19 protein-coding genes and 2 pseudogenes are annotated in these 18,333 nt (G+C 71.5%); 16 read left to right on the top strand and 5 right to left on the bottom strand.

The genetic code is table 11. The annotated features are described in order from the left end of the window. Positions 1-64 precede the first annotated feature (64 nt). The 6 genes from BJ999_RS17315 to BJ999_RS17290 all read left to right on the top strand — a co-directional run bounded on the left by BJ999_RS17315 (position 65) and on the right by BJ999_RS17290 (position 5,463). Positions 65-1,009, top strand: coding sequence for a ribokinase (locus BJ999_RS17315; protein ID WP_179834256.1), 945 nt, complete (start codon positions 65-67; stop codon positions 1,007-1,009). Continuing rightward, the gene (gene rbsD, locus BJ999_RS17310) at positions 1,006-1,404 is read left to right on the top strand and encodes a D-ribose pyranase (protein WP_179834255.1); all 399 of its coding nucleotides are present in this window, start codon (positions 1,006-1,008) and stop codon (positions 1,402-1,404) included. Before BJ999_RS17315 ends, rbsD begins: the two co-directional genes overlap by 4 nt. Positions 1,405-1,416: 12 nt before the next feature. After that, a complete protein-coding gene (locus tag BJ999_RS17305) occupies positions 1,417-2,910 on the top strand; it encodes a sugar ABC transporter ATP-binding protein (protein WP_179834254.1) in 1,494 nt (497 codons plus the stop codon). After that, positions 2,907-3,956, top strand: a complete 1,050-nt coding sequence (locus BJ999_RS17300; protein WP_179834253.1) for an ABC transporter permease — start codon at positions 2,907-2,909, stop codon at positions 3,954-3,956. The genes BJ999_RS17305 and BJ999_RS17300 overlap by 4 nt, the downstream gene beginning before the upstream one ends. A 36-nt stretch (positions 3,957-3,992) precedes the next feature. Next, complete coding sequence (locus tag BJ999_RS17295; protein WP_179834252.1) at positions 3,993-5,003, top strand: substrate-binding domain-containing protein; 1,011 nt, start codon at positions 3,993-3,995, stop codon at positions 5,001-5,003. Positions 5,004-5,319: 316 nt separating this feature from the next. Continuing rightward, positions 5,320-5,463, top strand: a complete 144-nt coding sequence (locus tag BJ999_RS17290) for a hypothetical protein (RefSeq protein ID WP_229810756.1) — start codon at positions 5,320-5,322, stop codon at positions 5,461-5,463. Between the two features lie 9 nt (positions 5,464-5,472). On the opposite strand, the gene BJ999_RS17285 is transcribed toward BJ999_RS17290, so the two are convergent. Then, on the bottom strand, positions 5,473-5,838 hold the full coding sequence (locus BJ999_RS17285) for an ArsR/SmtB family transcription factor (protein WP_179834251.1): 366 nt from the start codon (positions 5,836-5,838) through the stop codon (positions 5,473-5,475). Positions 5,839-6,085: 247 nt separating this feature from the next. Here BJ999_RS17285 and BJ999_RS17280 point away from each other — a divergent pair, with 247 nt between their 5' ends. From BJ999_RS17280 to BJ999_RS17255, 7 genes are all read left to right on the top strand, one after another. Further along, positions 6,086-7,768, top strand: coding sequence for an FAD-dependent oxidoreductase (locus tag BJ999_RS17280; RefSeq protein ID WP_179834250.1), 1,683 nt, complete (start codon positions 6,086-6,088; stop codon positions 7,766-7,768). Positions 7,769-7,801: 33 nt separating this feature from the next. Beyond that, positions 7,802-9,139, top strand: coding sequence for an MFS transporter (locus tag BJ999_RS17275; RefSeq protein WP_229810757.1), 1,338 nt, complete (start codon positions 7,802-7,804; stop codon positions 9,137-9,139). An 18-nt stretch (positions 9,140-9,157) separates the two neighbouring features. After that, positions 9,158-9,292, top strand: a complete 135-nt coding sequence (locus BJ999_RS42990) for a hypothetical protein (RefSeq protein ID WP_268247879.1) — start codon at positions 9,158-9,160, stop codon at positions 9,290-9,292. A 158-nt stretch (positions 9,293-9,450) separates the two neighbouring features. Beyond that, positions 9,451-9,738: an ArsR/SmtB family transcription factor gene (locus tag BJ999_RS17270; RefSeq protein WP_218935099.1), complete on the top strand. Its 288-nt coding sequence runs from the start codon at positions 9,451-9,453 to the stop codon at positions 9,736-9,738. Next, a complete protein-coding gene (gene arsB / locus BJ999_RS17265) occupies positions 9,735-10,847 on the top strand; it encodes an ACR3 family arsenite efflux transporter (RefSeq protein ID WP_179834248.1) in 1,113 nt (370 codons plus the stop codon). Before BJ999_RS17270 ends, arsB begins: the two co-directional genes overlap by 4 nt. Beyond that, positions 10,844-11,566: an arsenate reductase ArsC gene (locus tag BJ999_RS17260; protein WP_179834247.1), complete on the top strand. Its 723-nt coding sequence runs from the start codon at positions 10,844-10,846 to the stop codon at positions 11,564-11,566. Before arsB ends, BJ999_RS17260 begins: the two co-directional genes overlap by 4 nt. Then, entirely contained in the window at positions 11,475-11,876 is a 402-nt protein-coding gene (locus BJ999_RS17255; protein ID WP_179834246.1) for an arsenate reductase ArsC, read from the top strand. Before BJ999_RS17260 ends, BJ999_RS17255 begins: the two co-directional genes overlap by 92 nt. A gap of 301 nt (positions 11,877-12,177) precedes the next feature. Here the strand turns inward: BJ999_RS17255 and BJ999_RS43585 are convergent. Continuing rightward, positions 12,178-12,542 (bottom strand): annotated as a pseudogene (locus tag BJ999_RS43585) (transposase); the annotation flags it as partial. Between the two features lie 271 nt (positions 12,543-12,813). On the opposite strand from BJ999_RS43585, the gene BJ999_RS17240 reads away from it, so the two are divergent. From BJ999_RS17240 to BJ999_RS17230, 3 genes are read left to right on the top strand one after another with little or no spacing between them, the layout of a single operon-like run. Then, positions 12,814-13,692, top strand: a complete 879-nt coding sequence (locus tag BJ999_RS17240; protein ID WP_179834244.1) for a VOC family protein — start codon at positions 12,814-12,816, stop codon at positions 13,690-13,692. Between the two features lie 3 nt (positions 13,693-13,695). After that, the gene (locus BJ999_RS17235; protein ID WP_179834243.1) at positions 13,696-14,922 is read left to right on the top strand and encodes a carboxylesterase family protein; all 1,227 of its coding nucleotides are present in this window, start codon (positions 13,696-13,698) and stop codon (positions 14,920-14,922) included. 20 nt (positions 14,923-14,942) lie between these two features. After that, positions 14,943-15,923 carry an Lrp/AsnC family transcriptional regulator gene (locus tag BJ999_RS17230; protein WP_179834242.1) on the top strand — a complete coding sequence of 327 codons (981 nt, stop codon included), beginning with the start codon at positions 14,943-14,945 and terminating at the stop codon, positions 15,921-15,923. A gap of 842 nt (positions 15,924-16,765) precedes the next feature. On the opposite strand, the gene BJ999_RS17225 is transcribed toward BJ999_RS17230, so the two are convergent. From BJ999_RS17225 to BJ999_RS43575, 3 genes and pseudogenes are all read right to left on the bottom strand, one after another. After that, positions 16,766-17,047 carry a hypothetical protein gene (locus tag BJ999_RS17225; RefSeq protein WP_179834241.1) on the bottom strand — a complete coding sequence of 94 codons (282 nt, stop codon included), beginning with the start codon at positions 17,045-17,047 and terminating at the stop codon, positions 16,766-16,768. 269 nt (positions 17,048-17,316) lie between these two features. Then, a complete protein-coding gene (locus BJ999_RS43580) occupies positions 17,317-17,688 on the bottom strand; it encodes an AMP-binding enzyme (protein WP_338070798.1) in 372 nt (123 codons plus the stop codon). A 72-nt stretch (positions 17,689-17,760) separates the two neighbouring features. After that, positions 17,761-18,321 (bottom strand): annotated as a pseudogene (locus tag BJ999_RS43575) (AMP-binding protein); the annotation flags it as partial. Between the last annotated feature and the right edge of the window lie 12 nt (positions 18,322-18,333).

Raw genomic sequence — 18,333 nt, 5'->3', positions numbered from 1 at the left:
AACGGCGCGATCGCCGTGACCTTTCCCCACTCATGCCTCGAACAGCCGGAACAGGAGGACCGCGATGGAACCCCATGGTGTTCTCGTCGTCGGCAGCATCACCGCGGACGTGACCGCGTTCAGCGCACGGTTCCCGCGGCGCGGTGAGACCGTGCTCGGCGACGACTTCACCCTCGTGCTCGGCGGGAAGGGCGCGAACCAGGCGGTCGCGTCCGCCCGCGCGGGGGCACGGACGTGGCTCGCCGGGTGCGTCGGCCGCGACCCGTTCCGCGAGATCGTCCTGGACGGCCTGCGGTCGTACGGCGTCGAACTGGACGAAGTCCGGACCGTGGACGGCCGCACCGGCGTCGCGCACATCCGCGTGGACGCGTCCGGGGAGAACGACATCGTCATCACCCCCCTGGCGAACGCCGACCTCAGCCCGGCCATGGTCGACGCGAGCCTCGGCGCGACCGCCGGGAAGGTCGGCGTCCTCCTCCTGCAGCTCGAAGTCCCCGCGGCGACGACCTGCCACGCGGCGAAGGCGGGCAGGGCGGCCGGACTGACGGTCGTCCTCGACCCGGCCCCCGCCCAGGCGCTCCCGGACGACGTGTGGCCGCACATCGACCTGGTCACGCCGAACGAGAGCGAGGCGACGGAGCTGACCGGTGTGGAGGTCACCGACCCGGCGTCCGCCGAGCGGGCCGGGCGATGGTTCCTCGACCGCGGCGTCGGCCACGCGCTGATCACGCTGGGCGCGGGCGGCGCCGTCTCCGTCACCCGCGAAGGCGCCCGGAACTTCACCGCCTACCAGGTCACCGCCGTGGACACCACCGCGGCCGGGGACGCCTTCACCGGCTCGCTGGGCGCGGCGCTCGCGGCCGGCGACGCCATGGAACGTGCCATCCGGCGGGGCATGGCCGCCGGGGCGCTGGCGACGACCAGACCCGGCGCGAGCCCGTCCCTGCCCGGTCGGGACGAGGTGGACGCACTGATGTCCGGCAACACCCTGGAAGGAGCCGCCCGATGAGGCGCAACCACGGCACGCTCAACGGCCAGCTGGCCCGGGTCATCTCCGAACTCGGGCACACCGACAAGCTCGTCGTCACCGACGCCGGGCTGCCCATCCCGCCCGGGGTGGAGCGGGTGGACCTGGCGGTGCGGCAGAACCTTCCGCGCTTCCTCGACCTGCTGGACGCCGTCCTCGCCGAGGTCGCCGTGGAGGGGGTGCTGATGTCGGAGGAGATCAAGCAGCACAGCCCGGAGATGCTCGCCGAGATCGAGGCCCGGTTCACCGGTGTCGAGATCCGGTTCGTGCCGCACACCGAGTTCAAGCGGTCCACCGGCGAGGCGCGGGCGGCGGTGCGGTCCGGGGAGTTCACCCCGTACGCGAACGTGCTGCTGACCGCGGGCGTCGTCTACTGACGGGAGATCGACATGCGGATGCAACTGGTCGACGTCCACAAGTCGTTCGGGGAGAACCACGTACTGCGGGGCGTCGGCCTCGCGGTCGAGCCGGGCGAGGTCGTCGCGCTGTGCGGCGAGAACGGCGCCGGCAAGTCCACCCTGACGCGGGTGATCTCCGGCGCGCACCAGCCGGACGGTGGCACGGTCCTCGTCGACGGCCGCGCCACGGTCCTGAAGGACCCGCAGGCCGCGATGACGCTCGGGATCGAGGTCATCTACCAGGAGTTCCAGCAGAACCTGTTCCCGAACCTGTCCGTCGCCGAGAACATGCACGTCCTCGACCGGGAGGGCCGGTTCGGGCGGCTGCTGGTGTCGCGCCGCCGGATGGCGGAGGCCGCCGTGTCCGCCCTGAAGGATCTCGGCCTGGACATCGACGTGCGGCGGCCGGTCGGCGAACTCGGCGTCGCCGAGCGGCAGATGGTCGAGATCGCCAAGGCGATGACGCACAGGCCTCGGCTGCTGATCCTGGACGAGCCGACCGCGGCGCTGGACGAGCGGGAGTCGGAGCGGCTGTTCGAGCAGATCCGGCGGCTGCGCAAGGCCGGCGTCACGATCCTCTACATCAGCCACCGGCTGGACGAGGTGTTCGAGCTGTCCGACCGGATCGTCGTCCTGCGCGACGGCCGCGTCACCCTGGACGAGCCCACCGGGACGCTGTCCCCCGCCCAGGTCGTCACCGCGATGGTCGGCGACACCGTGGACGATTTCTACCCGAAGGAGCACAACACCACGGACCGGGTCGTCCTGCGGGTCCGGGGCGCGTCGGGCGGCGACGCGTTCCATGACGTCGACCTGGACGTCCGGGCGGGCGAGGTGCTCGGCATCGGCGGTGTCGTCGGCTGCGGCCGCGGCGAGCTGCTTCGCGCGCTGTTCGGCCTGCACCCGCTCACGTCCGGGACGGTGACCGTGGACGGCGAGCCGGTCCGGGCACGCGGCCCGAGGCAGGCGATCTCCGGGCGCATCGCCTATGTCACCCCGGACCGGTCCGGTGAGGGTCTCGCCATGCAGCAGTCCGTCGAGGCGAACGTGTCGCTGCCGTCCCTCGGCCGCTTCACGAAGGCCGACGTCGTCCTGCGCGGCCGGGAGCGCGCGGAGACCGGGAAGGTGATGGCGGACCTGCGGGTCCGCGCGGCGTCGCCGTCCATCGCGGCCGGGTCGCTGTCGGGCGGCAACCAGCAGAAGGCGCTGTTCGCCAAGTGGGTGATGGCCGGGCCCCGGGTGCTGCTGATGGACGAGCCGACCCGCGGCGTCGACGTCGGCGCCAAGACCGAGATCTACCGGATCATCAACGGCCTCACCGCGGACGGCGTCGCCGTCGTGCTGGTCAGTTCCGACCTGCCCGAGCTCGTCGCCATGTCCGACCGCGTCCTCGTGATGCGCGAGGGACGCACCGTCTCCGAGCTCACCGGCGACGACGTCAACGAACAGAACATCCTCGAGCACGCACTGGTAGGTGCCCCATGACCTCCACCGTCACGAGCCTCGCGTCCCCGTCGCGGCTCTCCTCGGCCGCCGCCGCCGCGCGCCGGCTGCGCGCGGTCTGGATGCTGCTGCTGGTCGGGATCATCCTGACCATCGCCTCACCGGTCTTCCTGACGCACAACAACCTGATGAACGTCGGGCTGGCCACGTCCGTCGCGGCGCTGCTCGCGGTCGGCCAGACCTACGTGATCATCCTGGCGGAGATCGACCTGTCGGTCGGCGCGGCCCTCGGCTTCACCGCCGTCGTCACCGCGCAGACGCTCCGCGACCACGGTCTCGTCGCCGGGGTCGGCGCGGGCGTGGCGGCGGGCGCCGCGATCGGGCTGGTGAACGGGCTGCTCGTCACCAAGACGCGGATGCCGTCGTTCATCGCGACACTGGCCACCATGTCGGTGCTGTCGGGCCTCAGCCTGCAGCTCACCAAGGGCAACCCGGTCGCCGTCACCGACTACGACTTCCAGGGCATCGGGCAGAGCCGGATCGCCGGCGTGCCCGTCCCCGTCGTGATCATGCTGGCGGTGTTCGCGGTGTTCGGGTACCTGCTCGCGCGGACCCGGTTCGGCCGGCACGTCTACGCCACCGGCGACAACACCGAGGCGGCCCGGCTGTCGGGCGTCCGCACCGACCGGGTGAAGATCCTCGCGTTCGTGATCAGCGGCGTGCTGGCGGCGCTCGCCGGCTTCATCCTCACCGCCCGGCTGTCCACCGCCGAGCCCACCGCCGGCACCGGCCTGGAACTGGAGGCCATCGCCGCCGTCATCATCGGCGGAACGAGCCTCGCCGGCGGCCGCGGCACCCTGCTCGGCACCCTCGTCGGCGCGCTCGTCCTCGGCGTCATCGACAACGGGATGAACCTGCTGGACGTCTCGCCGTTCCTGCAGAACGTCGTGAAGGGCCTGGTCATCCTGCTGGCCGTGTTCCTGGACCGCAACATCGACGTGCTGCGATCCCTCATCCCGAAACGTGCGGACAAGACCGCACAAAGCGGACCGTCCCATCGCAGCGGCACCGCCGCCAAGACCCCCTGATCGACTCCCACCCCAACCCCGCAAAAGGAGATTCCCATGCGCGTGGCCCGAACCACCCGCGCCGTGATCGCCGTGACGGCCGCAGCCGCGCTCGCCCTGACCGGGTGCAGCCGCGCCGGCGAGGACGCCGGCGCCTCCACCGGCAAGGCGTCCGGCAAGAAGGACGCGACGATCATCATGAGCACGCTCAACAACCCGTTCTTCGTCAGCGTCAAGAACGGCGCGCAGGCGCAGGCGGCCAAGCTCGGCATCAAGCTGAACGTGCAGAACGCCAACAACAGCGACGCCGCCGCGCTCAACCAGGCGACGACGGCCATCTCCAAGCAGACCGGCATCCTCATCATCGACCCGGTCAGCACCCAGTCGGCGACGTCGTCGGTGACGCAGGCGAACGGCGCGAACATCCCGGTGATGGCGTTCGACCGCAAGCCGTCCGGCGGCAAGCTCGCCACGTTCGTCGGCTACGACGCCGTCCAGGCCGGGCGCAACGCCGCCAAGTCGCTCGCCGAGGCCGTCGGCGAGAAGGGCAAGGTCGTGGAGATCCAGGGCCTGCTCGGCACGAACGTTGCGCAGGACCGCAGCAAGGGCTTCAACGAGGAGATCGCCAAGCACAAGGGCATCACGGTCGTCGCCAAGCAGGCCGCCGACTTCGACCGCGCCAAGGCGCTGAACGTGATGACGAACGTGCTGCAGGCCAACCCGGGCATCAACGGCGTGTACGCCGCGAACGACGAGATGGCCATGGGCGTCTTGTCGGCGCTGAAGGCCGGCAACCTGTCCAAGAAGGTGAAGCTCGTCGGCAACGACGGCATCTCCGACGCACTGGCCGCGGTCGCGGCGGGCGACATGTACTCGACGAACGCCGAGTCGCCGTTCGCGCTGGGCCAGAAGGTCATGACGCTCGCCGCCGACGTCCTCGCCGGCAAGAAGGTCGCGGCCGACGAGACGCTGCAGGGCAGGCTCGTCACGAAGGGCGGCGCCAAGGAGTACGCCGACTACCTGGTCGGGCTCGGCGACGCCGCAGACGTCCCCCCGTCTCTGAAGTAGGACACGCGAAGATCCCACCGGCCCCGTCCGGGGGCCGGTGGGATCGCCCTCCCTCGGGGCGACCGGAAGGCTGCTGCAGGAGCAGCAGTCGAACCTGCCGCATCTGGTCGTCCCGCACGCCACGCGGCTCACCGCCATGATCGCTGTCAGCGGTGCAACCGACGGTGTCCAGCGCGGTGTTGAGCCGGCAAGGACCTGGCCGACGCCCTGGACACCGCGCGGGCCCGGTTGATGGCGGCCACGCGCAGCGCGCAGAGCAGCGGGTCGCCGCCGGCCACGACCTCGAACGGCCGCCACCTGGGCCCCCGGCGGCGGGATGCCGATGCACCGCGGCGGGATCTCCACCACCCATCCCGGGCTCGGCTACGTCGGGTTGGAGTGGCAGCGCTCGTTCGCCTCGGCCACCCTGCGCGGTGTCGGCGCCGACGCCCGCCACGTCCCCTCCCGGCTGAGCCCGTAGGCGAGCGGCTCAGGCGGAGGTGAGCGCGGGCAGGGCGAACAGGCCCGCCAGCCGGGTCAGCCGCTCGGGGACCACCCGGTAGTACACCCAGGTCCCGCGGCGCTCGCCGTCGATCAGTCCGGCCTGGCGCAGCACCTTGAGGTGGTGGGAGATGGTGGGGGCGGTCAGCTCGAAGGATCCGGTCAGGTCGCACACGCACGCCTCGGCGCCCTCGGCCGAGGCGATCATGTTCAGCAACCGCAGCCGGACCGGGTCCGACAGCGCCTTGAACACCCCGGCCAGCTCGGCCGCCTCTTCCTCGCCGAGGGTGGGGCCGCTCAGCGGCGCGCAGCACGCCGGGTCGGTGACATCGTCCAACTCCAGCAACTTAGACATGTCTCTAATTTGACATCCTTCTATGCAGGCTTGCAAACTGGGGCCTACTTAGAAGAACATCGAAACAGGGAGCTGGGCGAACAGGGGGCGAGCGCGTCACCTTCCAGGACGGGCGCGGCGAGGTCCGCACCAGCGCGTGCCGCGGGGTCGCTCACCGCGACCGCTCCACCACCGCCGCCTACCGTGCCCGTTCTGATCGGCCGCCGACCTTCATATTGAGCATCACGCAACGCAGCAAGGAGACACCATGGGCGAGAACCCGCAGGAGCCCGCCGAGCAGGCGGCCGGTACGGGCCAGTCGGGGGGCGCGGGCAGCTGCTGCGGGGTCAGCGGCTGCTGCGGCGAGATCGAGCAGTCCCTGGACCCGGCGGTCACCGTGATCGAGGCCAAGACCAGCGCAGGCTGCGGCTGCGTCAACGAGCAGGACGGTGCCGCGGAACTGCCGGTGGTGGTCATCGGCGCCGGGCCGGTAGGGCTGGCCGCCGCCGCGCACCTGGCCGAACGCGGGCAGGAATTCCTGGTCCTGGAGGCCGGGGACGCCGCCGGGGCTGCGATTTCGGAGTGGGGGCACGTCCGACTGTTCTCGCCGTGGCGGTACGACACCGACGCCGCCGCCCGCCGCCTTCTGGAGCCCGCCGGGTGGGCCCTGCCCGATCCGGATGCGCTGCCGACCGGTGCCGAACTGGTCCGCGACTACCTGGCTCCGCTGGCCCGGGTGCCTGAACTGGCCCGGCGGATCCGCACCGGCACCCGCGTGGTCGCCGTCGCTCGGCGCGGCGTGGACGTGACCCGCACCGTCGGCCGCGACCAGCAGCCGCTGCTGGTCCGCACCGTCGGCCCGGACGGCGCTGTCACCGACCTGACCGCTCGCGCGGTCATCGACGCCTCGGGGACCTGGGGCCGCTCGAACCCGCTCGGCCATTCCGGCCTGTCCGCACCGGGCGAGGACCAGGCAGCCGCTTACCTGACCGGACCGTTGCCGGATGTGCTGGGCCGTGACCGCGACCGCTTCGCCGGCAAGCACACCCTGGTCGTCGGGATGGGCCACTCGGCCGCCAACACCCTGCTCGCGCTCGCCAAACTCGCCAAGACCGCGCCCGGCACCCGCATCACCTGGGTCGTGCGCAGCGCCTCGGTCGCCCGCCTGTACGGCGGCGGCGACGCCGACGGCCTGCCCGCACGCGGCGCGCTCGGCATCCGTCTCAGGGCCGCAGTGGAAGGCGGCGAGATCGAGCTGGTGCGCAGCTTCACCATCACCGGCTTCACCAGCCCCAACGCAGGCCCGGCTACGGGTCCCGTGAACGTCGTCGGCGTGACCCCAGACGGTGAGCGCGTCATCGAGGCCGACGCCGTGGTGGCGGCTACCGGGTTCCGTCCCGACCTGGACATGCTCCGCGAAGTCCGGGTGGAACTCGACCCGGCCACCGAAGCGCCGGTCCGGCTCGCGCCGATGATCGACCCCAACTTCCACTCCTGCGGCACCGTGCCCCCGCACGGCGAACGCGACCTCGCCCACCCCGAGACCGGCTTCTACCTGGTCGGGATGAAGAGCTACGGCCGCGCCCCGACCTTCCTGATGGCCACCGGATACGAGCAGGTCCGCTCAGTCGTCGCCGCGCTCGCTGGAGACCGCGCCGCGGCCGACGCGGTTGAGCTCGACCTGCCCGAGACCGGCGTCTGCTCCACCAACCTCATCGCTGAGGACCAGTTGCCCGGCGCCTCTGCCGGCGTCTCTGCAGGCGACGGCTGCGGAACCAGTTGCGGCACCGAGCCCGCCGAGACGCCGGCCGCGGTCACCTCGGGCGGCTCGTGCTGCGGTGGATCGGCGCCCGAGCCGGTCACCATCGGCATCGGCGCGCCCGCCGGATTGGGCTTCGCGACCGGAAGCGTCCACGGCTACTCCGGCGACTCCGAACGAGGCGACAACTGACCGGTGCCCCACGAACCATCGACGCCAGGGCCGGTGCCGGCGACGGGTGATCCCGCCGCCGGCTCCGGCTCCACCGCTCCCAGCAGCCCGAACAGCGCCACCGCCAACGGTGCGGTCACCCGCGTCCCGCTGATCGCGCTGTGCGTCACCGAGATCACCAGCTGGGGAATCCTCTACTACGCCTTCCCCGTCCTGGCCCCTCACATCAGCCACGACACCGGCTGGTCCACCGGGGCCATCACCGCGGCGTTCTCCGCCGCGCTCGTCCTGGCCGCCCTCGGCGGCATCCCGCTCGGCCGCGCCCTGGACCGGCACGGCCCCCGCGCCCTGATGACCGGCGGCTCGGTGCTGGGTGCCCTGGCCGTCCTGGGCCTGGCGGCCGCTCCGAACCTGGGCTGGTTCGTGGCCGCGTGGCTGCTGGCCGGGACCGCGATGACCGCTGTGCTCTACCAGCCCGCGTTCGCCGCCCTCACCCGCTACCACGCCCCCCACCACCTGGGCGCGCTCACCACCCTCACCCTCGTCGCGGGGCTGGCCAGCACCGTCTTCGCGCCCCTCACCAGCGCCCTGGCCGACCAGATGTCCTGGCGGGCCGTCTACCTGGTGCTGGCCGCCGTCCTGGCCGCGGTGACCATCCCGCTGCACTACTTCGCGCTGCGCCGCCCCTGGCCGCCGCCCATCGAGCGCCACCCCGGCTCCGGTGGCTCCGCCGGCGATGGCGATGCCGGCCGCGACCAGAGCAACGACCAGATGGACGCGGCGGTCCGCACGGTGGTGCGCAGTTCGCCGTTCCTGCTGCTGACCGCAGCGCTGACGTTGTCGGCGTTCTCGATGTACGCCGTGCTGACCAACCTCATTCCGCTGCTGACCGCACGCGGCGCCTCCAGCGGCATCGCCGCCTGGGCGCTCGGCCTGGGCGGCGTCGGGCAGGTCGCCGGAAGGCTGGGCTACCGCGCCCTGGTCCGCCGCAGCAGCGTCCGCACCCGCACCGTGTGCATCCTGGCCGCCTCCGCCCTCACCACCACCGTGCTGGCCGCGGTCCCAGGCCCCCTCCCGCTGCTCATCGCCATCGCCGTCCTGGCCGGGACCACCCGCGGTATCGCCACCCTGCTGCAGGCCACCGCCGTATCCGACCGCTGGGGCACCGCCGCCTACGGATCCCTGTCGGGCGTCATGGCTGCGCCCGTCACCATCGCCGGCGCCATCGCCCCCGCCGCAGGAGCCGCCCTGGCCACCGCCCTGGGCGGCTACCCCGCCCTGTTCGCAGCCCTCGCCGCCACCGCGGCACTGGCCGCCCTGGCGGCCACGGGCAGCATCCCCCGCCGCGCCGCGGCCACCAGCACCGGCCCCGCCGACCAGCCGCCCAGGTAGAACGGTCGGGGAAATTGCTTGGCCGTCTTGCCGGACGCGGGCGTACCGGCGGCGGGCATGAGCGACGAGCAGGAACTCCTGCACAAACTGGTGCGCCTGGTCGACCGGGAGCACCAGCGCCACCAGGCGCTGCGAGCCCGACCGCAGGCATGAGAGATCCAGCCGGGCAGCCCGCTGGCCGACGACGAGGCCAAGTCGGAGCGCCTGCAGCGCCTTTGCGCACGGCGACACCCCCCACCAGCCCGCAAAGCCGCAGGTCAGCATCCCTGCTAACGTATCATCCTGTGGTGATGTCAGTAGAGAATGATGTAATGAGGGTGCTCGCGGACCCGCTCCGCGCGCAGATCGTGTCGCTGCTGGCAGCCGAGGCCCTGTGCACCTGCCACCTGGTCGAAGAGACCGGCGCCAAGCAGACCAACATCTCCAACCACCTGCGCGCGCTGCGTCAAGCGGGCCTGGTCGACACCGAGCCGTGCGGCCGCTTCACCTACTACCGGCTGCGCCCCGAAGCGCTGGACGACCTGGCCGCTCAGCTGACCGGGCTGGCCGAAGCCGCCCGCCACGTCGATCTGCACCAGCGGAAGAGGCCCTGCACATGACCAGCACCGAATCGGCGCCCACTGCGGCAGCGGGCCGCGCCGAGCCCACGGTGGTCGCGGGGCTGTCGAGGCTGGACCGGTTCCTGCCCGTCTGGATCATCGCCGCGATGGCGGTCGGCCTCGGGCTCGGACGTGCCATCCCCGGCCTGGACGACGCGCTGAGCAAGGTCGAACTCGGTGGGATCTCCATCCCGATCGCGCTCGGGCTCCTGATCATGATGTACCCGGTGCTGGCCAAGGTTCGCTACGACCGGCTCAGCACCGTCACCGGCGACCGCCGCCTCATGATCTCCTCGCTGATTCTGAACTGGATCGTCGGGCCCGCCGTGATGTTCGCGCTGGCGTGGATCTTCCTGCCCGATCTGCCCGAGTACCGCACCGGGCTCATCATCGTCGGGCTCGCCCGCTGCATCGCCATGGTCATCATCTGGAACGACCTGGCCTGCGGCGACCGGGAAGCCGCCGCGGTGCTGGTGGCGCTCAACTCGGTGTTCCAGGTCATCGCGTTCGGGGTGCTCGGCTGGTTCTACCTGCACCTCCTGCCGGGCTGGCTCGGTCTGGACACAGGCGACCTGCACTTCTCCACCGGCAAGATCGTCGTGAACGTGCTGGTGTTCCTCGGCGTCCCGCTGCTGGCCGGCTACCTCACCCGGCGTTTCGGCGAGAAGGCCCGCGGCCGCGAATGGTACGAGTCGCGGTTCCTTCCCCGCATCGGCCCGGTCGCGCTGTACGGGCTGCTGTTCACCATCGTGATCCTGTTCGCCCTGCAGGGAAAGACGATCACGTCCCAGCCCGGCGACGTCGCCCGGATCGCGCTCCCGCTGCTGGCCTACTTCGCGCTGATGTGGGGCGGGGCGTTCGCCCTCGGACGCGGCGTCCGACTGCCCTACCCGCGCACCGCGACCCTGGCGTTCACCGCCGCCGGAAACAACTTCGAGCTGGCCATCGCGGTCGCGATCGGAACCTTCGGCGTCACCTCCGGCCAAGCCCTGTCGGGCGTCGTCGGGCCCCTGATCGAGGTACCCGTGCTGGTCGGGCTCGTCTACGTCTCGCTCTGGCTCCGCCGCCGCTTCTCCATCGCACCCGATCGGCTGGAGAGGCGACGATGAGCGCGACCCTCGACCGCGCCGTCTTCGACCGCGTCGCCGCGCGACTGGCCGCCCGCTTCCATGGGCCGGTCTCCGCCGACACCTTGAGGCGCCTGGTCATCGACTCCTACCAGCAGCTGCACTCCACCTCGCGCATCGGCGCCTACCTGGTGGTCCTGGCCGAGCGGTTCGCCACCGAGCGGCTCACCGCCCTCGCCCAGGCCGACGGCCGACTGGCCAAGCCGGTCCCCGAGGTGCTGTTCGTCTGCGACGCCAACGCCGGACGCTCCCAGATGGCAGCGGCACTCGCCATAGCGCGCGGACAAGGCCGTGTGCACGCACGTTCGGCAGGCACGGCACCGACCGCCGAACTGGAACTGGCCGTCGTCGAGGTCATGGCCGAGATCGGCGTGGATCTGTCCGCCGAGTTCCCCAAGCCGCTGACCGACGAGCTGGTCGGCGCCGCCGATCTGGTCATCACGCTGGGCTGCGGCGGCGCGTGTGCCCTCGCGCCCGGCGTCCGCTACCTGGACTGGATCATCCCTGACCCTGCCGGCCAGCCCTTGGACGAGATCCGCCGCATCCGCGACGAGCTCGACCTGCTCGTCAACGACCTGCTCACCACCCGCGACCCGCAACGGAGCCTTGATGCCTGGCAAGCCCAGTGTGCTGTTCGTCTGCGTCCACAATGCCGGACGATCCCAGATGGCCGCCGCCTACCTCACCCACCTCGCCGGTGACCGGGTCGAAGTTCGCTCCGCCGGGTCTGAGCCCGCTGACCACGTGAACCCCGCAGTCGTCCAGGCCATGGCCGAAGAGGGCATCGACATCTCCGCCGAGATCCCCAAGGTCCTCACCGTGGACGCCGTTCAGGCCTCCGATGTCGTCATCACCATGGGCTGCGGCGACACCTGTCCCGTCTTCCCCGGCAAGCGCTACCTCGACTGGCAGCTCGACGACCCCGCCGGCCAAGGCGTCGACGCCGTCCGCCCCATCCGTGACCAGATCCGCGGCCGCATCGAAGAACTCACCGCCGAACTCACCATCTGACGCTCACGCTCCAGCACCCTCAGGACCCGTTGCCCGGGGCACTTGTCGCCGCCCACGCGAACGTTAACCGTTGTGGTGGCAGGCGGGCGGATGGCGGGATCGGCGGTGGTGGTGACGCTAGCGGAAGCCCGAGCCGGACGTAGGCACCGAGGCTGGCCATGCGCTGGTGGCAGGACTTGGCCAGTTCGGTGGCGGGCGGTAGCCGTTGGATCCTGCAGGGCAGAATGCCGCAGCTGGTGCACCGTCCAGCCCCCAGGATCGAGCGGCTAGTGCGGTGACCACGAACGTTCACCGGGTCAGATCATGCTGCCTTCGGGCGTGGTCGTCCCCAGCGTTGCCTGCGTTCGCTCCGGACGCGGGCGCGTTCGCGGCGTTGGGCGGCCAGCAGGTCGGGATGGCGGGCGTTGGCGTTGCGCCAGCGCAGGTAGGCCTGTATCTCCAACGCCAGCACGGTGTGGTTGGGATGGGAATCGCCCATCACGAAGTGCGCAGTGGCCCGAACTGCGCCTCGATCGGGTTGGCCCACGAGGCGTAGGTGGGCGTCAGGCACAACTCGACGTTGTTGCGGGCCGCCCACGCCCTGCTCTGCGGGGTCTTGTTTGCCGAAAGATTGTCCAGGATCCCGTAGATCGGGGCGCCGTCCGGGCGGGCGGCGCGGATCGACTCTTGCTTGAGGCGTCCGACGCAGCGTTCGACCACGATGCGGCTTTTCTGACGGGTCGATGACCGGTGGGCGCCCGCCGCGCGAGCCGCGGCGGGCACCTTCTGCATTCTCGTCTGCGGGCTCCGGTGTGGTCGCGGCGGCCCCTCGTGCGCATCGTAATCGGCGGATCGCGGCCGAAATGAATTCCATCATCACTCGCGGCATCATGTCGGAATCCATCAATCCGGCACCAGTGGCTGGAATGGTCCGGAGCGGAGCGGCAGCCTGAATGGCATGATCGCTCACGACGTCGACAGGATCGACCACTCCGTCCTCTACACCACCGACATAGACGCCACCGCGGCGACCTACGAGGCGCTCGGCTTCACCCTGAGCCCGCTGTCCATGCACATTGGCTCCCACCGCCCCGGCGGCGAGCGCAAGCCGATGGGCGCCGGCAACCGGTGCGCGCTGTTCGGCCGGACGTACCTGGAACTGCTCGGCCTGTTCGGGGACGGATCGGTCGACCCGTGGAACATCCGCCCGCTGATCTCACGGTACGAGGGGCTGCACGGCTGCTCGTTCGGATGCGGCGACGCCGAGGCCGTCGAGAGGCGGCTGCGCGAGGCGGGGCTGTCGTCGTCGGGGGTGCTGCCGTTGCAGCGGGACGTGGAGACGCCCGGCGGGACGGCGACGGCGCGGTTCGAGGCGGTGCACCTCGACCGCGACCTCACCCCCGAAGGGCTGATCCACATCGCGCGCCATCTGACGCCCGAGCTGATCCACCAGCCCCGCTACCTCGACCACGCCAACGGCGCCACCCACCTGCACAGCGTGCTGCTGGTGGTGGACGACGCCGACCTGGAGGCCACCGTCGCCCGCTACGCCCGCATCCTGGGCGTCGCGCCGATCGCCGAAGGCCCCCGGCGCGTCCTTCTCCTCGACGCGGGCCGGATGGAGATCGTCGCGGTGTCCGCTTTCGGCGAGGTGCTGCCTGGCGAGCCGGTGCCCGCGCTGCCCTACCTCGCGGGGCAGGCCGTGGCCGTCAAGAACGTCGGCGCGGCCCGCGCGCTGGTGGAAGGCAACGGATTCACCGTCCGCGAGTTGCCGGACGGATTTTTTGTCGGGGCTGCCGAAGCGCGCGGCGCCGCGATCGCCTTCCTGGAGGTCTGACCGATGACCGGCCTCGTCCACGCGCCCGCCGGAGCGCTGCGCGGTGCCTCGACCGGCGCGGTCACGGCGTTCCTCGGCATCCCGTACGGCATGGCGGAGCGGTTCGCCGCGCCGCGGCCGGTTCCGGTCTGGGAAGGGGTGCGGGACGCGGGCCGTCCGGGGCCGGCGTGCCCGCAGCCGCCCTCCCGGCTGGAGCGGGTCATGGGCCCCGGCAGCGACCTCGTCCAGGACGAGGGCTGCCTGTCGTTGAACGTCTGGACGCCGGGCGGCACCGGGCTGCCGGTGCTGGTCTGGCTGCACGGCGGTGGCTTCACCAGCGGCTCGGGCGCGGAGGCGTGGTACGACGGGGCCCTGCTCGCCGAACGCGGCCGCATGGTGGTCGTCACGGTCAACTACCGGCTGGGCGCCCTGGGATACCTGTACCTGTCGCCCACGTTCGGTCCGGCGAACGTTGGCCTCCTCGACCAGATCGCCGCGCTGGGCTGGGTGCGGGAGAACATCGCCGCGTTCGGCGGCGACCCCGGCCGCGTCACGCTGGCGGGCCAGTCCGCCGGGGCGCTGTCCGCGCTCGCGCTGCTGGGCCGTCCCGCCGGCTCCTGCCTGTTCCAGCAGGTCGTGCTGCAGAGCACGCCGACCGGGGTGCCGCCGTACAGCCCGCGCGAAGCGGCCGGGATCGGCCGGCGGCTGCTGGACGTCCTCGGCCTTCGGTCCGGCGAGGCGGACCGGCTGCGGACCGTACAGGTCTCCCGCCTCTTGGCCGCCCAGGGCGAGGTCGCCCGGCGCATGGCCGTGCCGTTCCGGGTGACCCCGCCGTTCCAGCTGGTCGCCGACGGCGGCGTCCACGCCGACCTGCTCGCCGGCGTCCCCGACACGGTGCCGATGCTCATCGGCACCACCCGCGACGAGGCACGGGCGTTCTTCCCCAGAGCCCCGGCGGAGGTGACCGCCCGGCTCTTCGGCACGGGCGCCCTGCTGCCGGCCCGGCGGCCGGCCTTCGCCTTCCGGTTCGACTGGTCGCCGCCCGGCAGCGCCTTCGGCGCGTGCCACTGCATCGAGCTGCCGTTCGTGTTCGGCGGCCAGGACGCCTGGCGCGCGGCGCCGATGCTGGCTGGCGCCGAGTCCGCCGACCTGCGGCGGCTGACGGACGAGCTCCATAGCGCCTGGACGGGCTTCGTCCACGCCGGTTCGCCCGGCTGGTCCCCGTTCCCGCACGTCAGGCGCTTCACTTGAGCCCGGTTACGCTGGGCTCAATGGGTTCCCTCGTGCTGGACGAACTCGACCGCCGGATCGTCCACGCACTGCACATCGACGGGCGCGCGCCGTTCAGCCGCATCGCGTCGGTGCTGGGCGTGTCCGATCAGACCGTCGCACGGCGCTATCGCGGACTCCGGTCCGCCAAATCGCTCAGGGTGGTCGGCCTGCCGAACGCCCGGCGGCTGGGCTGGGTGGAGTGGTTCGTCCGAATCCAGGTGACGCCCGACGCGGCGGTGCCCGTCGCCGACGCGCTCGCCCGCCGACCGGACACCTCCTGGGTCTGCCTCACCTCGGGAGGAACGCAGATCGTCTGCGTCACCCGCGCCCGCGGCCCGCACGAGCGCGACGCCCTGCTGCTCGGGCAGTTGCCGAGGACGCCGCGGGTCACCGGCGTCACGGCACACTGCCTGCTGCGCGTCTTCGCGGGCGGCCCGTCCGGCTGGCACGGCAGAGCCGACTCGCTCGCTCCCGAGCAGGTCGCCGCCCTCGCCCCCGAGCCGCCGCGTGAACCGGAAGGACGGGTCGTCCTGCAGGACGGCGACGAGCAACTGCTGGCCACGCTGGCCCACGACGGCCGCACGACCTATCCCGAGATCGCTAGGGAGACCGGGTGGTCGGAGATGACGGCCAGGCGCAGGCTGGCGCACCTGCGCGAGCGCGGCGCGCTGTTCTTCGACGTGGACATCGATCCGCTGCTGCTGGGAATCGAGACCCTCGCCATCCTCTGGCTCACCGTCCATCCGGCCCGGCTGCGGCGGACGGCCGAGGCCCTGGCCGCCCATCCCGAGGCCGCCTTCGCCGCCGCGACCACCGGCCCGACCAACCTGCTGGTCTTCGCCGCCTGCCGCGACGTCGACGCCCTGTACGACTACCTCGAACGCGGGATAGGGACCCTGCCGGGAATCCGCGAGCTGGAAAGCGCACCCGTCATCCGGAACAGCAAACGGGTGGGTGCGACTCGGTTACCTGGCCCATGAACCGGGCCGGCGCACCGCCCGCCCCTTCCCGCCGAGACATGGAACGGTCAGGGCCGTCCCGTTGACGACCAGGGACCCGGAGTCGCCCACCCACCTTCACATCAGCGTCCAGTACCACGGATCGCATCGTGGCCGTTTCAGGACAGCGGGCGGCCCGGGCCCTTCCGTATCTGCGCGAGGAACAGCTGCGCGGGCGCATGCCATCAACGATCTAAGCCCGAGGTCGAGGTCGATGTGGGTGTCCCTGCCGATCTGGATAGCGCCGTACCGGCCGGTACCACCACTTGTACGAGCGGGTGCGTGCGGCCGGTGCCGCAGCCGGCACCGCCGCACCGCCACCCGCGGCCAGTGGGATTCGGCTGGCCGACACCCGCGTCGCAGAGGCTAGTGCGAAAACCCCCGACTGCACCGACACCGGCTACCGCGGCGCACGAGGAGGCCATCCGCCGGAGCAATACCTGATCCGGAGGAGGCCGAGAAGTTGGCGACCGCGGTTCCGACCGCAGAAGCGATCATCGTGAGTGCCGCCTTCTGACGACGCGGCAATCGCCCTCACCCACCGGCCTTCGCGCCCACGGTGCGGAGGCCGGACTGCTCACCGGCTCGCCACACCGAGTGGGACGGGCTCAGAACCACCGAAACTCCTCCACCTGTCCTGGTCTGCGACGTGCTGGGCTCGGCGAACCACCAGGCCTGCACGCCCACCGAACCGCCAACCGTCGGGGCCGTGCCAGCGCGAGCCTCGGTGCCGGAGAGGGGGCGCGCGCGGCAGAGTGGCCCCTCGCGTGCGCGAGGGGCCACCTGGTGGGGATGTCACCGGAGTAGCGGCGTCCTGGTGGGGATCACGGCGCGGCCGTCACGCCTCCGGCCACTTGGCCGAGGGACACGCCCTCGACCATGTCCTTCTTGTAGTCCGGCACGCCCTTCACGACCTGCATCTTGTACTCCGTGGTGGCGCAGGACGTGATGATGTCGTCTGAACCGAAGAAGTCGTTCGCCACGCGCTCGATCCCGGCCTGGACCTCAAGGACGTTGCCGCCGAGGACGGGTGGAAGGTCGATCCGGCGGCTCAGCGTGTTCCGCCAGCTGGACCAGTGGAGCCGGACGCTCAGTCCCTCGACCACGTTCAGCCAGTCTCATGACGACGGTTACCAGTCGTACGGCCGTATACCCCGCCGACGGCCCCACGATGATTGGGCACCTCGCGCTCCCTGCCGGTGTCGTGCGCGGGCCAGCAGTCCTGATCGGAGTCGAGGGGCTGGGGCTCAGCGACGTCGAGCGCCGCCGGGCCCGGGGTCGGCCCGCAGAGGCCGGTATGCCCGGGCCCTGGGCGATGTCCTGGCCGGGCTCGTCGCGGCCCATGACTCCTTCAATAGGATCCTCATCCGGCTGGTCAGCGCGATGTGGGCGCCGTGGAGACCGGGACCTCGATCTCGCGCTTGAGGATCTTGTTGGTGGGGCCCTTGGGAAGCTCGTCGACGAACCAGATGTGCCGCGGGTACTTGTACGCCGCGACGCGCCCGCGTACGTAGGCGCGAAGCTCGTCCGCGCTGATCACTCCACCCCCGGTCAGGACCACGGCGGCGCCGACCTCCTCGCCGAGCTCCGCGTGGGGTACGCCGATGACCGCGCACTCCTGGACGACCGGATGCTCGTAGAGCACTTCCTCGATCTCGCGCGGATAGACGTTGTAGCCGCCGCGAATGATGAGGTCCTTCTTGCGATCGACGATGAAGAAGAACCCGTGTTCGTCCACGCGGCCCATATCGCCTGTGCGGAACCAGCCGTCCGCGCCGAGCGCCTCGGCGGTGGCCTCGGGACGGCGCCAGTAGCCCTTCATCACATTGTGGCCGCGGACGGCGAGCTCGCCGACCTGCCCGGCGGGCACCTCCTTTCCGTCCTCGCCGAAGACGCGCATCTCGGTGCCCGCGATGGGGCGGCCGATGCTGCCGGGGCTCCTCGCCTCGGGCAGGTTGAAGGAGGCGATGGGCGAGGTCTCGGACAGGCCGTAACCTTCCAAGATCACGCAGCCGAAGGCGCCCTCGAAGCCGTGCAGGACCTCGACCGGCAGCGCGGCACCGCCGGAGACGCACAGCCGGAGGCGGGAGACGTCGTAGCCGTCGCGCTCGGGGTGGTGGAGCAGCGCCGTGTACATGGTCGGGACGCCCATGAAGACCGTCGCACGGTGTTCGTCGATGGTCTTCAGCACCAGGCCCGGCTCGAAGCGGGCGACCAGCGACAGCCGGCCGCCGGCGGCGAGTAGGGCATTGAGGCCGCAGGTTTGGCCGAAGGAGTGGAACAGCGGGAGCGCGCCGATCACCGCGTCTTCGCCGGTGAGGCCGAACAGTTGGGCGCCGGCCTCGGCGTTGTGGGAAAGGTTGGCATGGGTGAGCTCGGCCCCCTTGGGGCG

Origin of the sequence: Actinomadura citrea, from assembly GCF_013409045.1 — a bacterium.
GTDB classification, from domain to species: Bacteria; Actinomycetota; Actinomycetes; order Streptosporangiales; family Streptosporangiaceae; genus Spirillospora; species Spirillospora citrea.
The sequence above is the reverse complement of the archived record's forward strand: the minus strand, read 5'-3'. Positions and strand labels throughout refer to the sequence as shown.

What these genes read in the sequence shown, in the direction of transcription:
- BJ999_RS17315 (WP_179834256.1), top strand. Translation starts at nt 65, where the DNA reads ATGGAACCCCATGGTGTTCTCGTCGTCGGCAGCATCACCGCGGACGTG.
- rbsD (WP_179834255.1), top strand. Translation starts at nt 1,006, where the DNA reads ATGAGGCGCAACCACGGCACGCTCAACGGCCAGCTGGCCCGGGTCATC.
- BJ999_RS17305 (WP_179834254.1), top strand. Translation starts at nt 1,417, where the DNA reads ATGCGGATGCAACTGGTCGACGTCCACAAGTCGTTCGGGGAGAACCAC.
- BJ999_RS17300 (WP_179834253.1), top strand. Translation starts at nt 2,907, where the DNA reads ATGACCTCCACCGTCACGAGCCTCGCGTCCCCGTCGCGGCTCTCCTCG.
- BJ999_RS17295 (WP_179834252.1), top strand. Translation starts at nt 3,993, where the DNA reads ATGCGCGTGGCCCGAACCACCCGCGCCGTGATCGCCGTGACGGCCGCA.
- BJ999_RS17290 (WP_229810756.1), top strand. Translation starts at nt 5,320, where the DNA reads ATGCCGATGCACCGCGGCGGGATCTCCACCACCCATCCCGGGCTCGGC.
- BJ999_RS17285 (WP_179834251.1), bottom strand. Translation starts at nt 5,838, where the DNA reads ATGTCTAAGTTGCTGGAGTTGGACGATGTCACCGACCCGGCGTGCTGC.
- BJ999_RS17280 (WP_179834250.1), top strand. Translation starts at nt 6,086, where the DNA reads ATGGGCGAGAACCCGCAGGAGCCCGCCGAGCAGGCGGCCGGTACGGGC.
- BJ999_RS17270 (WP_218935099.1), top strand. Translation starts at nt 9,451, where the DNA reads ATGAGGGTGCTCGCGGACCCGCTCCGCGCGCAGATCGTGTCGCTGCTG.
- arsB (WP_179834248.1), top strand. Translation starts at nt 9,735, where the DNA reads ATGACCAGCACCGAATCGGCGCCCACTGCGGCAGCGGGCCGCGCCGAG.
- BJ999_RS17260 (WP_179834247.1), top strand. Translation starts at nt 10,844, where the DNA reads ATGAGCGCGACCCTCGACCGCGCCGTCTTCGACCGCGTCGCCGCGCGA.
- BJ999_RS17255 (WP_179834246.1), top strand. Translation starts at nt 11,475, where the DNA reads ATGCCTGGCAAGCCCAGTGTGCTGTTCGTCTGCGTCCACAATGCCGGA.
- BJ999_RS17240 (WP_179834244.1), top strand. Translation starts at nt 12,814, where the DNA reads ATGATCGCTCACGACGTCGACAGGATCGACCACTCCGTCCTCTACACC.
- BJ999_RS17235 (WP_179834243.1), top strand. Translation starts at nt 13,696, where the DNA reads ATGACCGGCCTCGTCCACGCGCCCGCCGGAGCGCTGCGCGGTGCCTCG.
- BJ999_RS17230 (WP_179834242.1), top strand. Translation starts at nt 14,943, where the DNA reads ATGGGTTCCCTCGTGCTGGACGAACTCGACCGCCGGATCGTCCACGCA.
- BJ999_RS43580 (WP_338070798.1), bottom strand. Translation starts at nt 17,688, where the DNA reads ATGGGCCGCGTGGACGAACACGGGTTCTTCTTCATCGTCGATCGCAAG.